The 22,151-nt window shown below is 74.2% G+C and carries 4 protein-coding genes; all 4 read left to right on the top strand.

Features of this window, described 5'->3' with window-relative positions:
* Positions 1-9 precede the first annotated feature (9 nt).
* Positions 10-20,112, top strand: coding sequence for a non-ribosomal peptide synthase/polyketide synthase (locus K7C20_RS02635; protein WP_053210401.1), 20,103 nt, complete (start codon positions 10-12; stop codon positions 20,110-20,112).
* Positions 20,109-20,333 carry a hypothetical protein gene (locus K7C20_RS02630; RefSeq protein WP_053210402.1) on the top strand — a complete coding sequence of 75 codons (225 nt, stop codon included), beginning with the start codon at positions 20,109-20,111 and terminating at the stop codon, positions 20,331-20,333. The genes K7C20_RS02635 and K7C20_RS02630 overlap by 4 nt, the downstream gene beginning before the upstream one ends.
* Positions 20,334-20,398: 65 nt before the next feature.
* Positions 20,399-20,602 carry an MbtH family protein gene (locus K7C20_RS02625; RefSeq protein ID WP_030077941.1) on the top strand — a complete coding sequence of 68 codons (204 nt, stop codon included), beginning with the start codon at positions 20,399-20,401 and terminating at the stop codon, positions 20,600-20,602.
* 724 nt (positions 20,603-21,326) lie between these two features.
* Positions 21,327-21,911: a GNAT family N-acetyltransferase gene (locus tag K7C20_RS02620; protein ID WP_078953608.1), complete on the top strand. Its 585-nt coding sequence runs from the start codon at positions 21,327-21,329 to the stop codon at positions 21,909-21,911.
* Positions 21,912-22,151 lie beyond the last annotated feature (240 nt).

Below are 22,151 nucleotides of genomic sequence, written 5' to 3'. Positions count from 1 at the left end.
AACGACGACATGACGTCTTCGAACGCGAAGAAGGACCGTGCCGCGGCCCTGCCGCAGGAGTTGCAGGAGGCGCTGCGCCGCCGCCTGGCGGGGCAGGCCCCGCCGGGCGCCAAGGCCCGGCAGGGCATCCCGCGCGCGGACCGGTCACAGCCCCTGCCGCTCTCCTTCGCCCAGCAGCGGCTGTGGTTCCTCGACCAGCTCAGGCCCGGCGACTCCCGCTACAACAGCGCGGTCGCCCTGCGGCTGACCGGCACCCTGGACCGGGCCGCGCTGTCCCGGGCGCTCGACGCCGCGCCGGCCCGCCACGAGTCGCTGCGGACCACCTTCGACGACGTCGACGGACGCCCCGTCCAGACCGTGCACCCGGCCGCCCCCGTACCGCTGCCGGTACGCGACCTGAGGGCAGGACAGGGCCCCGCACCCGACGCGGGGGAGGGGACCGGAACCCGCCCGGACGCGCTGGACGACCTGCTGCTGGCGGAGTACTCCCGCCCGTTCGACCTGCGCACCGGTCCGCTGCTGCGGGCCCTGCTGGTCCGCGTGGCCGACGACGAGCACATCCTGCTGCTCACCGCGCACCACATCGTCACCGACGGCTGGTCCATGGGCGTGCTGCTGGACGAACTGTGCACGCGCTACGACGCCCTGGCCCACGGCGAGACGCCCGCGCCCGCCCCGGCGGCCACGCAGTACCCGGACTTCGCCGTATGGCAGCGCGAACGGCTGTCCGGCGCCCTGCTGGAGGAGCAGCTCTCCTACTGGACCAAGCAGCTGGACGGGACCGTGCCGCTGGAGCTGCCGCTCGACCGCGCCCGCGGCGGCGAGGAGGCCGGCGACGGCGCGGTCCACGAGTTCCGCGTCCCGGCGGCCACGGCGGCCCGGCTGCGGGAGGTGGCGGCACAGCAGCACACCACGCTGTTCGCCGCGCTGATCGCCGCCTGCCAGGCACTGTTCGCCCGCTGGTCGGGACAGGACGACATCGCCGTCGGGTCGCTGACCCCCGGGCGCGGACGCACCGAACTGGAGCGCGCGGTCGGCCTCTTCGTCAACACGGTCGTGCTGCGCGCTCCCGTCGACACCGCACGCTCCTACCGCGAGCTGCTGGACGTCTCCGCCACCGCCGTCCTCGATGCCTTCGCCCACGACGACACCCCCTTCGAGCGGATCGTGGAAGCCGCGGGGACGGTACGGGAAGCGGGCCGCAACCCGCTCTTCGACGTCATGGTCCTGCTCCACCCCGCCCCGCCCGCGGCCCCCGCCCTGCGGGGCATGACGGCCGGCACCGTCACCGTGCCCCGCCGCGCGGCGACCTTCGACCTGAGCGTCGAGTTCGTCCCGGACGGGGACGGGCTGGCCGGGCTGCTGGAGTACCGCACCGACCTCTTCGACGCCTCGACCGCCGCGCGGATGGCCGAGCAACTGGTCATCCTGCTCGGGGGCGTGGCGGCCGAACCGGACCGGCCGCTGGGCGAACTGTCCCTGCTGTCGGAGCGCGAGCGGCGGCGGCTGACCACCGAGTGGAACGAGACCGCCCTGCCGGTCGCGCCCACCACCTACCCCGCCGCCTTCGAGGCGCAGACCGCCCGCACCCCGCACGCGACGGCACTGGTGGCCGGGGACACCACGCTGGACTACGCCGCACTCAACGCCCGCGCCAACCGGCTCGCCCACCACCTCATCGACCGGGGAGCGGGCCCCGAGGGGCTCGTCGCGCTGCGGCTGCCGCGCACCGCCGACATGATCGTGGCGATCCTCGCCGTCCTCAAAACCGGCGCCGCCTACCTGCCGGCCGACCCCGAACTGCCCGAAGAGCGGCTGCGGTTCCTGCTCGACGACGCCCGGCCGACGCTGCTGCTCGACGAGGCGGACCTGCGCGCGGTTCCCGCCGCGGCCCCCGCGAGCGACCCCACCGACGCCGACCGCCGCGCGCCGCTGCACCCCGGCAACACCGCCTACGTCATCTACACCTCCGGGTCGACCGGCCGCCCCAAGGGCGTGTCCGTGGAGCACCGGTCACTGATGAACCTGCTGGCCGGGCACCGGCACGGCTTTGTCGCCGAGGCGGGCGGCGGCCCGCTGCGGGTGGCCCTGACCGCGTCGTTCTCCTTCGACACCTCGCTGGAGGGCGTGCTGCTGATGGCCGACGGCCACCCGCTGCACCTGGTCGACGAGGCGACCCGGCTCGATCCGGCCGCGCTGGTCGAGTACGTCGTCGAGCACCGCGTCGACTTCCTCGACCTGACCCCCTCCTACCTGCGTCAGCTCCTCCCCGCCGGGCTGCTCACCGACCCCCGCCACCACCCCCGGCTGCTGATGCTGGGCGGCGAGGCCGTCGGCCCCGCGCTGTGGCGGGACCTCGCCGCTCTGCCCGACGTTGCCGCGTACAACTTCTACGGACCCACCGAGTGCACGGTCGACGCGCTGGCCTGCCGCATCGACGGCACCGGGCGGCCCGTGGTGGGACGGCCGCTGGCCAATGTGCGCGCCCACGTCCTCGACCACCGGCTCCAGCCGGTGCCGCCCGGTGTCGGCGGTGAGCTGTACCTGGCGGGTGACCAGGTCGCCCGCGGCTATCTGCACCGCCCCGGTCTGAGCGCCGCGCGGTTCGTGGCCGACCCGTTCGGGCCGCCCGGCAGCCGGATGTACCGCACCGGCGACCTGGCCCGCCGGACCGCCGACGGACGGCTCGACTACCTCGGCCGCGCCGACGACCAGGTCAAGATCCGCGGACACCGCATCGAGCCCGGCGAGGTCGAGGCGGCGCTCACGGCCCTGCCGGCCGTCACCGGGGCCGCCGTCGTCGCCGTCGCCGACGAGCGCGGCCACGCCCGGCTCGCCGCCTACCTGGTGCCCGCCGCCGGGACCGGGCGCCCCGCCGCCTCCGAGCTGCGGGCGGCCCTTCAGCGCACCCTGCCCGGCCATATGGTGCCCGCGGCCTTCGTCGTGCTGGACGCCCTGCCGCTGACCACCAGCGGCAAGCTGGACCGCCGCGCGCTCCCCGCCCCCGACCTCGAAGCGACTCCCCGCGAGCGGGAGTTCGTGGCGCCGCGTACCCCCGCCGAGCGGGAACTGGCCGGGATCTGGTCCGCGGTGCTCGGTATCGCGCAGGTGGGGGTCACCGACAACTTCTTCGAGCTCGGCGGCGACTCGATCCTCAGCATCCAGGCCGTCTCCCGGGCCCGCGCCGCCGGACTGCGTCTGACCTCCCGGGACGTGTTCCGGCACCAGACCGTCGCCGAGCTGGCCGCCGCCGTGGAGCTGCGCGCCGCCCCGGCGCCCGCGGCGCAGCGGCCAAACGACGCGGGACCGGCCCCGCTCACCCCCATCCAGGAGTGGTTCTTCGCCACCCACGGACCGCTGCGGCACTTCAGCATGTCGATGCTGCTCGACCTGCCGCACGACCTCGACCCGGACGCCCTGGAGCGGGCCCTGCACGCCGTGGCCGCCCACCATCCCGCGCTGCGCACCCGCTTCGTCCGTACCGGCGACACCTGGCGCCAGCACCCCGTCGACGCCGTGGCGCCCGGCCTCCTGGCCCGGCACGACGTGTCCCGGACCACCGGCGCCGCCCGGGACGCCGCGCTCACCGCGGCGGCCGACGCCGCCCGCGCGGACCTCGATCCCGCCACCGGCACCCTGCTGCGCGCCGCCTTGCTCCTGCCGGAGCCGGGCGCGCGGGCACAGCTCTTCCTGACGGCCCATCACCTGGCCGTCGACAGCGTCTCCTGGCGCATCCTGCTCGCCGACCTGGAGACCGCCTACCGCCGGGCCGCCGCCGGTGAGCCGGTACAACTGGAGCCCGCCACCACGACGTTCACCACCTGGGCGGCACACCTGGCCCGGCACGTCCAAGGCGGCGGACTCGACGGCGACCTGGCGTACTGGAGAGCCCAGAGCGAGGTGGCACGCACCCCGCTGCCGGTGGACCATCCCGGCACCGCGCTCGCCGGCTCGGTCCGTACCGTACGCACCCACCTCGACCGCGACACCACCGAGGCCCTGCTGCGCCGGGTGCCCGGCGTGTACCGGACCCAGGTCAACGACGTCCTGCTCAGCGCGCTGGGCCGGGTGCTCGCCGACTGGGCGGGCACGGACCGGGTGACGGTGGCCCTGGAAGGGCACGGCCGGGAGGAGATCGACGGTCACGACGGCAACGACGGTCACGACGGCAACGACGGTCACGACGGCAACGACGGTCACGACGGCGACGCGGCAGCCGCTGCCGATGACACCGTCGACCTGTCCCGGACCGTCGGCTGGTTCACCACCCAGTACCCCGTGACCCTCACCCTGGACGGCCCGTCGCGGGAACCGGACTGGGGCGCCACGCTCAAGGCGGTCAAGGAACAGCTGCGGGCAGTACCCCGCCGCGGCCTCGGCTACGAGGCGCTGGCCCGCCTGGGCTCGCCCGACCCGGCCGCCCGTGCGCTGGGCGAACTGCCGCTGCCCCAGGTCTGCTTCAACTACCACGGCCAGTGGGAGAGCGCGCGGGGCCGGGACTTCGCGCCCGCCGGTGAGGTCCCCGGCCGCGACACGGCCGCCGGTGAAGCGCTCGACCACCTGCTGGACGTCTCGGCCGTGGTGGCCGACGGCGTGCTGGAGCTCACCTGGCACTACAGCGACCAGGTGCACGACGAGAGCACGGTACGTGAACTGGCGGACGGCACCGCCCGTGCGCTGGCCGCGATCGCCGCCCACTGCGAGCGGCCGGACGCCGGCGGCCGCACCCCCTGCGACTTCCCCCTCGCCCGGCTGGACCAGACCGGGGTGGACCGCCTGGCCGGGGACGGGCGGTCCGTCGAGGACATCCTCCCGTTGACCCCGCTCCAGGAAGGCATGCTCTTCCACCGCCTGATGGGCGGGGCGGACGACGTCTACCTCGACCAGGCCACCCTGCTGCTCGACGGCGTCGCGGACCCGTCGGCGTTCGCCCGCGCCTGGCAGCGGGTGGTCGACCGGACGCCGGTGCTGCGCACCTCGGTCGTCTGGGAGAACGTGCCCGTCCCGCTCCAGATCGTGCACCGCCGGGTGACGGTGCCCACCGTCCACCTGGACTGGCGGGATCTCGACGACGAGCGGCGGACGGCCGAACTCGCCCGGATCCAGGCCGAGGACCTGGCCCTGGGCCTGGACCTCGGCACCTCGCCCCTCATGCGGCTCACCCTGATCCGGCTGCCCGGCGGGAAGCTGAATCTGCTGTGGACCTCGCACCATCTGATCCTGGACGGCTGGAGCCTGGCGCAGGTCCTGACCGAGGTGTGCGAGGAGTACGCCGCACTCGTCGCGGACCGTGCGCCGGCGCCGCCCGTACGCCGCCCGTTCGGCGACTATGTGCGCTGGCTGTCCGGCCGGGACGGCCGCGCGGCCGAGGAGCACTGGCGCACCGTCCTCGCGGACTTCGCCACACCGACGCCGCTGCCCTGCGACCGCCCGCCCCGTGAGGCCCACCGGGCCCGCTCCGCAGCGGTGCGGACCGCGGGACTGCCCATCGAGCTGTCCCGGGAGCTGCTGCACACCGCCCGGCGCAGCGGACTCACCCTCAACACGGTCGTCCAGGGCGCCTGGGCGCTGCTGCTGGCCCGCTACAGCGGAGAGCCGGACGTGGTGTTCGGCACCACCGTCTCCGGCCGCCCGGACGCACTGCACGGCGTCGAAACCATGGTGGGGATGTTCATCAACACCCTGCCCACCCGGGTACGGGTCGACGGGCACCGCACGGCCGCCGAGTGGCTGCGGGACCTCCAGGACGCCCAGTCCGAATCCCGGCGCTTCGAGGCCGTCTCACTGGCACAGCTGGCGTCGCTCAGCGACGTACCGGCGGGCACCGCGCTGTTCGACAGCATGGTCGCCTTCGAGAACTACCCGTTCGACGACGCCCGCACCTCCGGTGCCGGGGTCCGCATCCTGGACGTCGCCTCGCGGGACGCCACCAACTTCCCGCTGGTCCTGCGCGCCCACCACAGCGACCGCCTCGGCTTCGACCTCGCCTACGACCCGGACCTCTTCGACGCCGCCACCGCCGACGCGCTCGCCGACCGGCTCTGCCTCCTGCTCACCGAGATCGCCGCCGGCCCGGACCGGCCGCTGCGCGAACTGGCGTGGACGACCGCCGAGGAGCGCCGGCGGATGCTCGTGGACTGGAACGGTACCGAGCACGGACGGCCCGAGCCGACCCTGATCGACCTGTTCGAGGACCGGGTGGCCCGTACGCCCGACGCCACCGCGGTCACCTGCGCGGGCACCTCGCTGTCGTACGCCGAACTCGACGCGCGGGCGGGCCGGCTGGCCCACCGGCTGGCCGAGAACGGAGCCGCCCCCGAGCGCTTCGTGGCGCTCGCCCTGCCCCGCTCCCCGGACATGATCGTGGCGATCGTGGCGGTGCTGAAGACCGGCGCCGCCTACCTGCCCGTCGACCCGGAGCTGCCCGGCGGCCGCATCGCCCACCTGCTCACCGACGCCGCGCCGGCCCTGCTGGTGACCACCGGTGCCGTCGCCGGGCGGCTCGGGGCAGCCGCCTGCCCGCGGCTGCTCCTGGACGATCCCGGGGTCCGCGCCGACCTGGCCCGGCGCCCCGCCACCGGCCCGGCCCCGGCCCGCCGCCCGCTGCCGGAGCACCCCGCCTACGTCATCTACACCTCGGGCTCCACCGGTCTGCCCAAGGGCGTGGTCGTCCCGCACGCCAACGTGGTGCGGCTGTTCTCCCGCACCCACGACTGGTTCGCCTTCGACGAGCACGACGTGTGGACGCTGTTCCACTCGTACGCCTTCGACTTCTCCGTCTGGGAGATCTGGGGCGCGCTGCTGCACGGCGGCCGGCTCGTCGTCGTCCCGAACGAAGTCACCCGTTCCCCCGAGGAGTTCCTGCGCCTGCTGGTGGACGAGCGGGTCACCGTGCTCAACCAGACGCCCTCGGCGTTCTCCCCCCTGATGCGCGCGGACGCCGAACACCCGGAGCTCGGGGCGCGGCTGGCCCTGCGGCGGGTGGTCTTCGGAGGGGAGGCGCTGGACCCGGCGCGGCTCACCGACTGGTACGAGCGGCACCCGGACACCGCGCCCGTCCTGGTCAACATGTACGGGATCACCGAGACCACCGTGCACGTCTCCTACGCGCCCCTCGACCACGCCACCGTGACGGGGGCCACCGCCAGTGCCATCGGCCGCGGCATTCCGGACCTGCGCATCCGCGTCCTCGACGGCGGCCTCGACCCGGTGCCGCCGGGCGCCGTCGGCGAGATGTACGTGGCCGGGGAGGGCCTGGCCCGGGGCTATCTGAACCGTCCCGGCCTGACCGCCGCGCGGTTCGTGGCGGACCCGTTCGGGCCGCCCGGCACCCGCATGTACCGCACCGGCGACCGGGCCCGGTGGCGGCCCGACGGGACCCTGGAGTACCTCGGCCGCGCCGACCAGCAAGTCAAGATCCGCGGGTTCCGGATCGAACCCGGCGAGATCGAGGCCGCCCTGACTGCCCACCCGGACATCGCCGAGGCCGTGGTCGGGGTCCGCGAGGACACCCCCGGGGTGCGGCGGCTGGTCGCCCATGTCGTGGCCGCCGGACAGGGCGCCCCACCGTCCGCCGCCGCGCTGCGCGCCCACCTGGACCACACCCTGCCCGCGCACATGGTGCCCGCCGCCTATGTCCCCCTGGACGCGCTGCCGCTGACCGTCAACGGCAAGCTCGACCACCGGGCCCTGCCCGCTCCCGGCCCCGACGGGTTCGCCGCCGGCGAGGACCGCACCGCACCGCGCACCGAGGCGGAGCGCCTCGTCGCCCGGGTGTGGGCCGAGGTCCTGGACATTGGGGACACCGGGGACATGGGCGTGACGGACAGTTTCTTCGCCCTCGGCGGCGACTCGATCCTCGCCATCCGCGTCACCTCGCGGCTCCGCGCCGTCCTCGGCGCCGAGATCTCTCCCCGCCTGCTGTTCACCCACCCCACCGTCGCCGCCCTGGCCGCCGCCCTGCCGGACCCGGCCGCGGCGCACCGGGCACCGGACGACACGATCCCGGCCGCCGACCGCGCCGCCGCACTGCCGCTGTCGTTCGCCCAGCAACGCCTGTGGTTCCTGGACACCTTCGAGCCGGACAGCACCGAGTATCTGACCTTCTTCGTGCTGCGCCTGCGCGGCCCCCTCGACGAAGCGGCCCTGCGCACCGCCCTGGACGCCCTGGTGGCCCGCCACGAACCGCTGCGCACCACCTTCGCCGAACAGGACGGCCACGCCCGCCAGCACGTCCACGCCCCCCGCCCGGTGGACCTGCCGCGGCACGACCTGTCGGACACGCCGCCGGACGACCGCCCCGGCGCGCTCGACGCGCTGCTGGCACGCGAGGGTGCCACCCCCTTCGACCTGGGCAACGGGCCGCTGCTGCGGACCCGGCTGGTCCACCTCGCCGCCGACGAGCACGTCCTGACCCTGGCCATGCACCACATCGTCACCGACGGCTGGTCCACCGCGGTGCTCGGCCGGGACCTGGGCGAGCTGTACGCGGCGGCCCTGCACGACCGCCGCCCGGAACTGCCCCCGCTGCCGCTCCAGTACGCCGACTACGCGGCCTGGCAGCGCACCCGCGCGGCCGAGGCCGACGCCGAGCAACTCGCCTACTGGCAGGAGAAGTTGTCCGGGGCCGCCCCGCTGGAGCTGCCGACCGACCGCCCGCGGCCCGCCGTACGGACCAAGAACGGCGCGCTGCTGGAGTTCTCGCTGCCCGCCCCGCTGACCGACCGGCTGCGGGAGACCGGCCGCGGCGCCGACGCCACCCTCTACATGACGCTGCTCGCGGCCTGCAAGGTCCTGCTCGCCCGCTGGGCAGGCCAGGAGGACGTCGCGGTCGGCACCGTCGCGTCCGGACGCGAGCGCCCCGAACTGGAGCACCTGGTCGGGATGTTCGTGAACACCCTCGTGCTGCGCAGCCGGGTGCCCGACGACCTGCCGTTCACCGCTCTGCTGTCCGAGGTGCGCACCACCGTGCTGGACGCCTTCGCCCACCAGGACGTGCCCTTCGAGCGGCTCGTCGATGTGCTCCAGCCGGAGCGCGACACCAGCCGCACCCCCCTGTTCCAGGTCATGGTGGCCCTGCACAACCTGGGCGGCGAGGCGCCGGACCTGCCGGGCCTCGACGTCGAAACGCTCCAGCCCCCGGGCCGGCACGCCGCCTTCGACCTCGGCTTCGACTTCGTGGAGCGCGACGGCGGAGTCACCTGCTTCGTCGAATACAACACCGACCTCTTCGACACGGCCACCGTCGAGCGGGCGACCGAACGGCTGCGCCTGCTGCTCGAAGCGGTCGCGGACGACCCCGGGCGGACGGTGGCCGAACTGCCGCTGCTGTCCGGCACGGAGCGGCGGCGGGTGCTGGAGGAGTGGCAGGGCGATACCCTGCCCGTACCGGACCTCACATTCGTGGACCTCTTCGAGGACCGGGCGGCCCGCACCCCGCACGCCACGGCCCTGGTGGCGCGGGACGCCACACTGGACTTCGCCGCGCTGAACGAGCGCGCCAACCGGCTGGCCCATCACCTCATCTCGCTCGGCGTCGGCCCGGAGCGCGTGGTCGCCGTCCAGCTGCCGCGCACCTCGGACATGCTGGTGGCGCTCCTCGCCGTCCTCAAGGCGGGCGGCACCCAGCTGTCCGTCGACCCGGAACTGCCCGCGGAACGCGTCGCGTTCCTCCTCGCGGACGCCGCGCCGCAGACCCTCCTGACGGCCGACGCGCTGCGTGACGCACCCCTGGACCGGCAGCCAGGGCACAACCCCACCGACGCCGACCGCACCTCGGCCCTCTGCGGCGCCCACACCGCCTACCTCAACTACACCTCCGGCTCCACCGGCCGCCCCAAGGGCGTCGCCGTCGAACACCGCCAGCTCGTCAACCTCTGCCACGACCACCTGGCGGGGCTCGTCACCCCGCACACCACCGACGGACGCCCGCTGCGCTTCGCGCTGAGCGCCGCCTTCTCCTTCGACACCTCGTGGGAGGGCCCGCTGCTGCTGGCGCTGGGCCAGGAGGTCCACCTCGTCGACGAGGACGTGCGCCTGGACCCGGCCGCGTTCGTCGGGCAGATCGCCGAACGCCGCCTGGACTGCGTCAATGTGACCCCGTCCTTCCTGCACGAGCTGATGGCCGCCGGACTGTTCACCGGCGACCACCGGCCCCGGATCGTCATGGTGGGCGGCGAGGCCGTCGGCACACCGCTGTGGCGGGAGCTGCGGGAGACCGCGGGCGTCACCGCGTACAACGTCTACGGCCCGACCGAATGCACCGTCGACGCCGTGTACGGCCGCTTCACCGACCACGCCGAGCGTCCCGTCATCGGCCGGCCGGGCCGCAACCTGCGGGCCTATGTGCTCGACGGCGCACTGCGGCCGGTACCGGTCGGGGTGCCGGGGGAGCTGTACCTCGCCGGCGCCCAGGTCACCCGCGGCTACCCGGGACGGCCCGGCCTCACCGCCGCGCGCTTCGTCGCCGACCCGTTCGGCCCGCCCGGCGCCCGGATGTACCGCACCGGCGACCGCGCGCGCCGGGACGGCCAGGGGCTGCTGGAGTTCCTGGGGCGCACCGACGAACAGGTCAAGGTCCGGGGCTTCCGCATCGAGCCCGGCGAGATCGAGGCCGCCCTGCTCGGCCACCCCGAGGTCGGCGACGCCGTGGTGGTGGCCCCCGAACACGCGGGCCGGAAGCGGCTGGTGGCCTATGTGGTGCCCACCGGCTCGCAGACGCCCCCGGCGGAGGAGCTGCGCGTGCGGCTGCGCCGGACCCTGCCGGACTACATGGTCCCCGCGGTGTTCGTCCCCCTGGAGCGGATTCCGCGGACCAGCAGCGGCAAGACCGACCGGCGCGCCCTGCCCGCACCCCCCGTCCAGCTCGACGCCGGGACGCCGTACGTGGCCCCGCGCACGGAGACCGAGACCTGCCTCGCCGGCATCTGGGCAGAGGTGCTGGGCATCCCCAGGGTGGGCGTCGAGGACAACTTCTTCGCCCTGGGCGGCGACTCGATCCTCAGCATCCAGATCGTCTCCCGGGCCCGCCGCGCCGGGCTCGCTCTCACCTCCAAGGACGTCTTCCGCCACCAGACGATCGCGGAACTCGCCCTGCGCACCGCAGCCGTGACCCCGCCGCCCGCCGACGGCACCGAGGCCCCGGCCGGACCGGCGCCGCTCACCCCCATCCAGCACTGGTACCTCGACGGCCGACGGCCCGGGGACGCACTGCGCTTCACCATGACCAACCGGCTGGAGCTGGCCCCGGACAGCGACGAGCCGGCCCTGCGGTACGCGGTCGACGCCCTGGTGGCCCACCACGACGCGCTGCGCACCCGGTGGTGCCGTACCGACGGCGCCTGGCGCCAGGAGGTGCTGCCCACCGCCCCCGGGGACGTCTTCGCACGCCACGACCTGACCGGCCTCGACGCCTCCGGGCAGGAGGAGGCCGTCCAGCGCGCGGCCGCCGATGCGCAGACCTCCCTGGACGTCACCGAGGGCCGGGTCGTGCGGGTCCTGTTCTTCGACTGCGGGCCCGGACGTCCCGCCCAACTCCTGCTCACCGTCCACCATGTGGCAGTGGACGGAGTGTCCTGGCGCATCCTGCTGGGGGACCTGGAGACGGCCTACCGCAATGCCGCCGCCGGACGGCCGGCCGGCCTGCCCCCGGCGAGCAGCGGCTACGGGCACTGGGCGGCCCGCCTGGAGCGGCACACCCGTTCCGGCGCCTTCGACGGCGACCTGGCCTACTGGACCCGGGCCTGCCGGGCTCCGGCCGGCATCCCCGTCGACCGTCCGGGCCCCAACACCCACGGCACCGCCGCCACCGTCACCGTCCGCCTGGGCCGGACCGAGACCGACGCCCTGCTGCGCCAGGTCCCGGACGTCTACCGCACCCAGGTCAACGACGTCCTGCTCAGCGCCCTCGGCCGCACCCTGGCCCGCTGGAGCGGCCGGGACACCGTACTCATCGGCGTGGAAGGCCACGGTCGCGAGGACCTCTTCGACGACCTGGACCTGTCCCGCACCGTCGGCTGGTTCACCGCCGAGTTCCCGCTCGCCCTGTCCGTCACCCCGGACGCGGACTGGCGCGACACCGTCCGGTCCGTCAAGGAGCAGCTGCGCGCCGTGCCGCTGCGGGGACTGAGCTACGGCGCGCTGCGCCACCTCGCACCGGAGAGCCGGCTGCCCGACGCGCCCGCCCCGCGCGTCGGCTTCAACTACCACGGCCAGTGGGACATCGCGTCCGGCGACCGCCCGGGTGACGACAGCCTCTACCGCGCCGCCCTGCCCCCGGCCGGGCAGGACACCGATCCGGACGAGACCCGCACCTACCTGCTCGATGTGACGGGCGTGGTCCAGGACGGCCGGCTCGAACTCGGCTGGACCTACCCGCCCGCCATGTACGACGAGTCCACCGTGCGCCGCCTCGCCGAGGAGACCGTCGCGGCACTGACCGACCTCATCGCGCACTGCGCCCGGCCGGACACCGGCGGCCGTACCCCGTCCGACTTCCCGCTCGCCCGGCTCGACCAGCACCAGGTGGACCTGGTCGCGGGCGACGGACGGGAGGTGGCGGACATCCATCCGCTCACCCCGCTCCAGGCCGGCATGCTCTTCCACGGGCTGGTCGACTCGGCGGGCGCCTACTTCGACCAGATGGCGGTCCGGATCGCCGGGGTCGCCGACCCGCACGCGTTCGCCGCGGCCTGGCAGACGGTCGCCGACCACACCCCGGCGCTGCGCAGCAGCGTCCGCTGGCAGGGCCTGCCCCGGCCCGTGCAGGTCGTCCACCGTCGGGCCGTCCTGCCCGTCGTCCACCACGACTGGCGGACCCTGACCCCCGCCGAGCGCGATCGTGCGCAGGAACGGCTGCTCGCCGAGGACCGCGCGGCCGGCATCGACGTGACCACCGCACCGCTGAGCCGGATCGCGGTGGCCGCGCTCCCCGGCGACCAGATCGTGCTGGTGTGGTCCTCGCACCACCTGATGCTCGACGGCTGGAGCACCGGAGCGCTCTTCGCCGACGTGTGCGCGCAGTACGCGGCGACGGTCGAGGGACGCACCGTCCGGCCGCCGGCCCGGCGGCCGTTCAGGGACTTCCTCCAGTGGCTGGGGGAGCAGGACGAGGAGGAGGCCGAGCGGCACTGGGCCGGCACCCTCACCGGATTCACCGCCCGCACCCCGCTGCCCTACGACCGGCCGCCCGTCGAGGCGCACCGCGCCCGGTCGAACGCGCTGGTGCACATGGAGCTCACCCCCGAGGTCTCCGCCCGGCTGCGGGAGACGGCCGGGCAGAACGGGCTGACCGTCAACACGGTGGTGCAGGGCGCCTGGGCGCTGCTGCTGGCGCGCTACAGCGGCCGCCAGGACGTGGTGTTCGGCACCACGGTCTCCGGCCGCCCGGCCGAACTGCCGGGCGTGGAGTCCATGGTCGGCATGTTCATCAACACCGTGCCGACCCGCGCCCGGACCGACGGTGACCGGGGCGTCCTGCCCTGGCTGCGCGACCTCCAGGCGCAGCAGAGCGACTCCCGGCGCTTCGACTTCGTCTCGCTCGCCCGTATCCAGGCGCTCAGCGAACTCCCCGCGGGCGAGGCGCTGTTCGACAGCATGGTGGTGTTCGAGAACTATCCCTTCGACGAGGCGGCCGCCGCCGGTGCGGGCATCCGCATCCAGGACGTACGCGCCGAGGACGCCACCAACTTCCCGCTGTGCCTGCGCGCCTACCTCGCCGACCGCCTCGGCTTCGACCTCGCCTACGACGGGGCGCTGTTCGACCGTGCGACGGTGGAGCGGGCCGCGGCCCATCTGGAGAACCTGCTGACCGCGGTGGCCGACGGCGCCGCCCGGTCCCTGGACGACCTGGGCCTGCTCACCGCCGCCGACCGTGCGGTGCTGCACCGGTGGAACGCCACCACCCGCCCCGCCCCTGCCGGCTCGCCGGTGGACCTCTTCGCCGAGCAGGCGCACCGCACCCCGGACGCGATCGCACTCGCCGACGTGGACGGGAGTGAGGTGACGTACCGTCAACTCGCAGACTGGTCGGACCGGGTGGCCCACCGGCTGACGGCGGACGGCCTGGCTCCCGAGGACCGGGTGGCGCTGTTCATGGACCGCTCGGCCGCACTCGTGGTGGCGCAGCTGGCGGTGCTCAAGGCGGGCGGCGCGTATGTGCCCGTGGACGGCCGCGCGCCCGAGGAGCGCCGCCGGACCCTGCTCGACCAGGCGGGCGTCACGGCCCGGCTGACCGCCGAGGAGGTGATTGCCGCGCGGACCGCCGACCCGGCCGGTGCGCCGGCGCTGCCGCCCGCGGACCCGGACCGGCTGGCGTACGTGATGTTCACCTCCGGCTCGACCGGCACACCGAAGGCCGTGGGGGTGCGCCACCGCGACGTGGCCGCGCTCGCCACCGACAGCCGCTTCACCGGACCCGCCTGCGAACGGGTCCTGCTGCACTCGCCGGTGGCCTTCGACGCCGCCACCTTCGAGGTGTGGGCGCCGCTGCTGAACGGCGGGCGCGTCGTGGTGGCCCCGCCGGGCGCGGTGGACGCGGCACTGCTGCGGCGGTCGGCCGCCGGGGGAGAGGTGACGGCGCTGTGGCTGACGGCCGGACTCTTCCGGCTGCTGGCCCAGGACGCGCCGGACTGCTTCGCCGGGCTGCGCCAGGTATGGACCGGTGGCGATGTGGTCCCCGCCGCCGCCGTACGCCGCGTGCTGGCCGCCTGCCCCGGTCTGACCGTCGTGGACGGCTACGGACCGACCGAGACCACGACCTTCGCGACGTCCTTCGCCATGACCGGCGCCGCGGCGGTCCCCGCCACCGTGCCCATCGGCCACCCGCTGGACGATATGCGGGTCCATGTCCTCGACGCACGGATGCGGCCCGTGCCGCCGGGCGTCGCGGGCGAACTCTTCCTCGCGGGCGAGGGGGTGGCCCGCGGCTACCTCGGCCGCCCCGGCGCGACCGCGGACCGGTTCGTCGCGGACCCCTGCGGACCGCCCGGCGCCCGGATGTACCGCACCGGGGACCTCGCCCGCCGCCGGCCCGACGGCACGGTGGAATTCCTCGGCCGCACCGACGACCAGGTCAAGATCCGCGGCTTCCGCGTCGAGCCCGGAGAGGTGGAGGGCGCCCTGGCGGCCCACCCCGGCGTCGCGGACGTGGCGGTGGTGGCCCGTGCGGAACGGTCCGGGACGAAGCGGCTGATCGCCTATGTGGTGGGGCATGACGGCCTCGACACCGAGACGCTGCGCACCCACGCCCGGGACACCCTGCCCGACTACCTGGTTCCCACGGCGTTCGTGGCGCTGGCGGCCCTGCCCCTGAGCGCCAACGGCAAGGTGGACCGCGCGGCCCTGCCCGCACCGGGTACGGGCACCGACCGGCCGGAGCCGGTCGCACCGCGCACCGAGGCCGAACGCCGCACGGCGGAGGTCTGGGCCGAGGTGCTCGGCGTGGAACGGGTCGGCGTGCAGGACGACTTCTTCGCGCTGGGCGGTGACTCGATCCTCAGCATCCGGCTGACCTCCCGGCTGGCGGAGGCGTTCGGGACCGACCTGACCCCGCGGGCGGTGTTCACCCACCCCACCCCGGCCGCGCTCGCCGCGCTGCTCACGCAACCGGAGACCGCCCCCGCGGGCCGGGGCGCCATCGTCCCCGCACCCCGGGACACCGCGCCGCCGCTGTCCTTCGCACAACAACGCCTGTGGTTCCTCGACGCGTTCGCACCCGGCAGCACCGAATACATCACCCCGCTGGCCCTGCGGCTGCACGGCCGGCTCGACACCGCCGCGCTCGGCGCCGCCCTGACGGCACTGGCGGCCCGGCACGAGTCGCTGCGCACCACCTTCGACTCGGAGGACGGCCAGGGCATCCAGGTCATCCACCCGCCGCAGGACGTACCGCTGCCGCTGCACGACCTGACGGCGCTGCCCGCCGACGACCGCGCGGCGCAGCTGGCACGGCTGCTGTCCGACGACCGCACCCGCCCCTTCGACCTGCGCCAGGGCCCCCTGCTGCGGGCCGGGCTGATCCGGCTGGCGGACGACGAGCACGTCCTGACGCTGACCCTCCATCACATCATCACCGACGGCTGGTCGACCGCGGTGCTCACCGGCGACCTGGCGCATCTCTACCGGGCCGCCATCGGCGTCACCACCACCGAACTGCCACCGCTGCCGGTGCAGTACGCCGATGTCGCGCACTGGCAGCGCACCGCTCACGGTGCGGCCGCCGAGGAGCAACTGCGCTACTGGCAGGAACGCCTGGCCGGAACCGAGCCCCTGCAGCTGCCCACCGACCGGCCGCGCCCGGCCGTACAGACCCGGAACGGGGCCACCGTCCCGCTCGTCCTCCCGCCGGAGACGGCCCGCAGGCTGGCGGAGTTCGGCCGGGCCCGGCAGACCACCCTGTTCACGACGCTGGTCGCCGCGGCGCAGACCCTCTTCGCCCGGCTGTCCGGACAGCAGGACGTCGCCGTCGGAACCGTCACCTCGGGCCGCGACCGCGCCGAGACCCAGCGCCTGATCGGCTTCTTCGTCAATACGCTGGTGCTGCGCTCGGCCGTCGACCCGGACCTGGCCTTCCCCGAGTTCCTGGCGCAGGTGCGGGAGACGGTCCTGGATGCCTTCGCGCACCAGGACGTGCCGTTCGAGCAGGTCGTGGACGAGGTCCAGCCCGTCCGCGACACCAGCCGCACCCCGCTCTTCCAGGCCATGGTCGTGCTCCAGAACGCGCCCGGAGCCGCGCTGGACCTGCCCGGTCTCCGGGTGAGCGACATCGAGCCGGACACCCACCACGCCGGCTTCGACGTCACCCTGGAGTTCGCCGAGACCGACACCGGCGCGCTGCACGGGCTGATCACCTACAACACCGACCTGTTCGACGCCCTCACCGCCGAGCGGATGGCCGGCCAGCTCACCACGCTGCTTACCGGCATCGCCGAGGACCCGCACCGCCCCCTCGGCGCGCTGCCCCTGGCCCCGGACGGCGAACTGCGGCGGCTGCTGGCCCACGGGTGCGCCGCCCCGGGCGCGGTGCGCCCGGCCACCCTGCCCGAGCTGTTCCAGCGGCAGGCGGCCCGGACGCCCGACGCGGTGGCGCTCGTCGACGGCGGGCACGAGCGGACCTTCGCGGAGCTGGAGCGCGCGGCCAACCGGCTGGCACACCATCTCATCGGCCGCGGCGTGGGCCCCGAGCGCGTGGTGGCGCTGGCGCTGCCCCGCTCGGCGGAGTCGGTGGTGGCACAGCTGGCCGTGGCCAAGGCCGGCGGCGCCTTCCTGCCCGTGGACCCGGCCTACCCGGCCGAGCGGCGGGACTTCATGGTGCGCGACTCCGCGGCCGCCGTGGTCCTCGACGACCCCGCCGACATCTGGCGTACGGACGGCCCCGACAGCGCGCCCACCGACGAGGACCGCATCGCCCCGCTGACCGACGGACACCCCGCCTACGTCATCTACACCTCCGGATCGACCGGCACCCCCAAGGCAGTGGTGGTCACCCACACCGGTCTTGCGGGTTTCGCCGCGGAGGCCGCCAACCGGTACGAGGTACGCCAGGGCGATCGGGTCCTCCAGTTCGCCTCACCCAGCTTCGACGCCTCCGTCCTGGAGCTGTCCCTCTCGCTGCTCTCCGGAGCCACGCTGGTCGCGGGCGAGGAGGGACCGCTGCTCGGCGAACGGCTCGCCGAGGTGCTCGCCGGGCGGCGGATCACCCACACCCTGATCCCGCCCGCGGCACTGGCCACCGTGCCGCCCGAGGCGGCCGACGGCCTGCCGCACCTGCGCACCCTGATCGTCGGCGCCGAGGCCTGCCCCGCGGACCTGGTGGAGCGCTGGGCCCCCGGCCGCCGCATGATCAATTCCTATGGCCCGACCGAGGCGACGGTGGTGGCCACCTGGACCGGCCCGCTGGCCCCGGGAGCCGGTACCCCGCCCATCGGCCGCCCCCTCGCCGGCACCCGGGCATACGTCCTGGACGCCGCCCTGCGCCCCGTGCCGGTCGGTGTGACCGGCGAACTGTACGTGGCGGGCGCCGGGCTCGCCCGCGGCTACCTGGCACGCCCGGGGCTGACCGCGGCCCGGTTCGTCGCCGACCCGTTCGGCGCCCCCGGTGAGCGGATGTACCGCACCGGGGACCTGGTGCGGTGGGGCGCCGACGGGGATCTGCGCTATGCCGGACGCGCCGACGAACAGGTCAAGGTGCGCGGCTTCCGCATCGAGCCCGGCGAGATCGAGAGCGCGCTGCGGCGCAGCCCCCAGGTGCGGGACGCGGTGGTCGTCGTACGGGCCGCGGCCGGGCAACGCCCCGCCGGCCCCGGGCGGCTGGTCGCCTACGTCGTGCCGGCCGACGGCACGCCGCAGCCACTGCCCGTCCCGGAGCTGCGCGACCACCTGGCCCGCCTCCTGCCGCCGCACATGGTGCCGTCGGCGTTCGTCCCCCTGGCGCGGCTGCCGCTCACCCCGAACGGCAAGACCGACCGGCGCGCCCTGCCCGAGCCCGACCCCGCATCGGCCTCCACAGGGCCGCACATCGCACCGCGCACCGACACCGAACGCCGGATCGCCCAGATCTGGGCCGACGTCCTCGGCCTCGACACCGTCGGAGCCGACGACAACTTCTTCGACCTCGGCGGCGACTCGATCCTGAGCATGCAGGTGGTGTCGCGGCTCCGCCGGGCCGGACTGCACCTGGCCACCAAGGACCTGTTCACCCACCAGACGGTGGCGGCACTCGCCACCGTCGTCACCACCGGGCCGGACCGGACCGACAGCGGCCCGGTGACCGGCGACCTGCCGCTCACCCCCATCCAGGAGTGGTTCTTCGCCACGCCCCGGGCCAACCACCACCACTTCAACCAGTCGGCGCTGCTCGAACTGGACGGCACCCCCGACCCGGCGGCCCTGGAGGAAGCGCTGACCGCCCTGCTGGAGCACCACGACGCGCTACGCATGCAGTTCACCGAGGACGACGGCCGCCGGCGCCAGCACAACCCGCCACCGTCCGCCCCTCATGGCCTCCTCACCCGGCACGACCTGACCGGTCTGCCGCCCGACGAGGCCGACACCGCCATGGAGAAGGCCGCCGACGATCTGCACACCGGCTTCGACATCGGCCAGGGTCCGCTGCTCCGGGCGGCGCTGTTCACCGGCGAACCGGACCGCCCCGCCTTCCTCCTCCTGGTGGCCCACCACCTGGTCGTCGACGCGGTGTCCTGGCGCATCCTGCTGGACGACCTGGAGACCGCCTACCAGCAGGCCGCAACGGGAGGGACCAGCACGCTCGGGGAGCGGACCACCGCCTTCCGGGACTGGGCCAGGGGCCTGGCGGCACATGTCGCCGACGGCGGCCTGGACCATGAACTGCCGTACTGGGAGGAGGCCGCGGCCTCCGCTCCGCTGCCTGTCGACCACGACACCGGCACCCCCGCCGGCGCGTCCCGTACGGTCACCGTGACCCTGGACGAGCCGGACACCACGGCGCTGCTGCGTGCGGCCCCCACCGCCTATCGCACCCGCATCAACGACGTCCTGCTGGCCGCGCTGGCCCTTTCGCTGGCGCGCTGGACAGGCCACGACCGGGTCTGCATCGACCTCGAAGGGCACGGCCGCGAGGACGTCCTGGACGGGGTGGACCTCTCCCGCACCGTCGGTTGGTTCACCACCGTCTACCCGGTCGGCCTCCAGGTGACCGATCCCACGGACCTCACTGCCTCGCGGGACTGGCGGGCCCTGGTCAAGTCGGTCCGGCGGCAGCTGCGCGCCGTCCCCGGCAACGGTCTAGGCTTCGGCGCCCTGCGTACCCATGGTCCCGCCGAGGTGCGCGAGCGCCTGGACCGCACCGGCCGCGGGCAGATCGTGTTCAACTACCTGGGCCAGTGGGACGCCCGGCCCGGCAAGGCCGCCGGCGCCCTCGTACGCGCCGAGCACGGCTCCTTCGGCCAGGACCACGATCCCCGCGACGGTGGCTCCCACCTGCTGGAGGCCGTCGGCGCGGTACAGGAGGGCCGCCTCTCCTTCACCTGGCACTACCGTCCCGACGTACACGAGGAGACGACCGTACGGGCGGTGGCCGGTGACTTCGCCGAGGCACTCCGCCGGATCGCCCAGCACGCCCGGGACAGCGCATGAGCGGGCGGGCCGGGGGCCGCGCGGCCGTGCTCGTCGCGGCCGCCGCCGTACCGGCGACGCTCGCCTACCTCGCCGCGTCGGTTTACCGAAAAGGCCGCCGCGCACCGGCCGTCGACGGCAGCCTGAACGGGATCACCCGCCCGCCCGGCCCCCTCGGACCGCACTACCGGACCGCACGACCCGGCCCCTGCTGCCACCCGATGAACCGCCCTACCACCTGATGAACCGCCCAACCACCCGATGACCTCCCCGACCGACAAGTCAAACCACGACAGGAGAGCGTGACATGGACGAGAACGCCCGATACCAGGTGCTGCGCAACGACGAGGACCAGTACTCGCTGTGGCTGGCCGACCTGGAGATCCCCGCCGGTTGGCACGCCGTGGGCAAGGAAGGCACCCAGGACGAGTGCTCCGCCTATGTCGACGAGGTCTGGACCGACATGCGGCCCCGCAGCCTGCGCGAGCGCATGGACCACGTCGGCTCCTGACCTGATCCGCCCCGCAGGGCCACAACTGACCGCCATGCCCTGCCCGTTCCCGCGCCACCCTCCGTGCGGGCCGCGGTCACCGGCCACCAGCCGGCGCGGCCCGCACGGACGCCCACGGCGACACCGCTGAACCGGGTTCGCCCCCTCACCCTGCAATACCGCGGCCACCAGGAGCGATTTCCTGGTGGCCGCTTTCCTTTCCCGGCCGGCCGCCGGCCGCAGCCCCTCGTATCCCTGCCTCCGACGCCCTACGGCAAATGACGTCGTACATCTCCATTACCCGGCATATCGGTTTTGGTGCAAAGTAGTGACGATAGGCGCCTATTACGCTATACCAGTGTCATGCGCCGCCCAGGCCGGATGCCTGAGAGTGGAGTTCGGGACTTCTACGGGGTGAGGAAACTGCGGATCGTGGGGGGACTTTCTCAGTGGCCGGCCCGTGACGAGGAGCCGTCGTGCCCGGCCGGTGGGTGCGGTGCCGCTCCGCTCCGTCGGTGAGCCGCCGCGTTCGACCGCATGAAGGGATAACTCCCGTTCCGTGGAACGGAGTTCAACGGGTGACATCGGGCTGAGATCACGGCCGCCCGCGGATGCCCGATAGCGGCCTGAGCGCCTCTCTCCGCACCGTGCACATCACCCGGAATCCGCCCCTCCCGCTCCGTACCGGCATTGCCTTTCACGCCACCGAGACCACGTGGCGTTCACGATGAGAAGGGAACCTGGAATGACCCCGATCCTGCGTACCGAACGACTGGTTCTTTCGCCCTACCGGCCCGAGGACGAGGATGCCTTCGTGGCCCTGCTCCGTGACGAAGAGGTCTGCCGGTGGATGGGGCAGGAGCGGTCACCCGAAGAAGAGATCAGGTCCGTATTCGCAGCAATTCTCAACGAGATCTATCCCAAGAACATGTTCGATGTGTGGGGTGTGTGGGCCGAGGGCGTTTATGTGGGCCACGCGGAGATCAAGAAAACGGGCAACGTCGACGGCTACGAGATGGTCGCCGCCCTGGTCAGGCAGAGCTGGGGGAAGGGCGTGGGCACCGAGTTGGTACGCGGTCTGCTGCACTACGCCGCCGACACCTTGAAGGTCGATGAGGTGTACGGCATGGTCGGCGCGGAGAACGCCGCCAGTCTGGCGCTTGGCAGGAAACTGGGATTCGCGCTCGTCCGCGATGTGGTCGGGGACGACGGCACGGTGACAAAAATGCTGGTCCTCCCCACCGCCAAGATCGAGAGACCCGGCGTGGACTCCGCCGCCGGACCGCGGGACGGCGGACCGCTCCTCCCACCCACCCCCACAGTCGTCTGACCCGCACGGCCCGGAGCGGACTCCGGCGCCCGCCGGCGCTCCCCTCCTGACGCGACGGCGGTACGGGAAGGGGCCGGGCCGGCCATGGCCGCATCCTGGGCACTCATGAAACCCTGGATGCGGCCGAGGCGCCGCCGAACCGGCCCCCAACCGGGGGATTTCACCCCCGGGCCCGTCAGAACTCAACCGAGCCCGTCAGTACGCACCGGAACTGTCAGAACACGGGACCGGTACGAGGCA

This window comes from Streptomyces decoyicus (genome assembly GCF_019880305.1).
Taxonomy (GTDB): domain Bacteria; phylum Actinomycetota; class Actinomycetes; order Streptomycetales; family Streptomycetaceae; genus Streptomyces; species Streptomyces decoyicus.
This window is presented reverse-complemented; position numbering and strand designations above follow the sequence as displayed.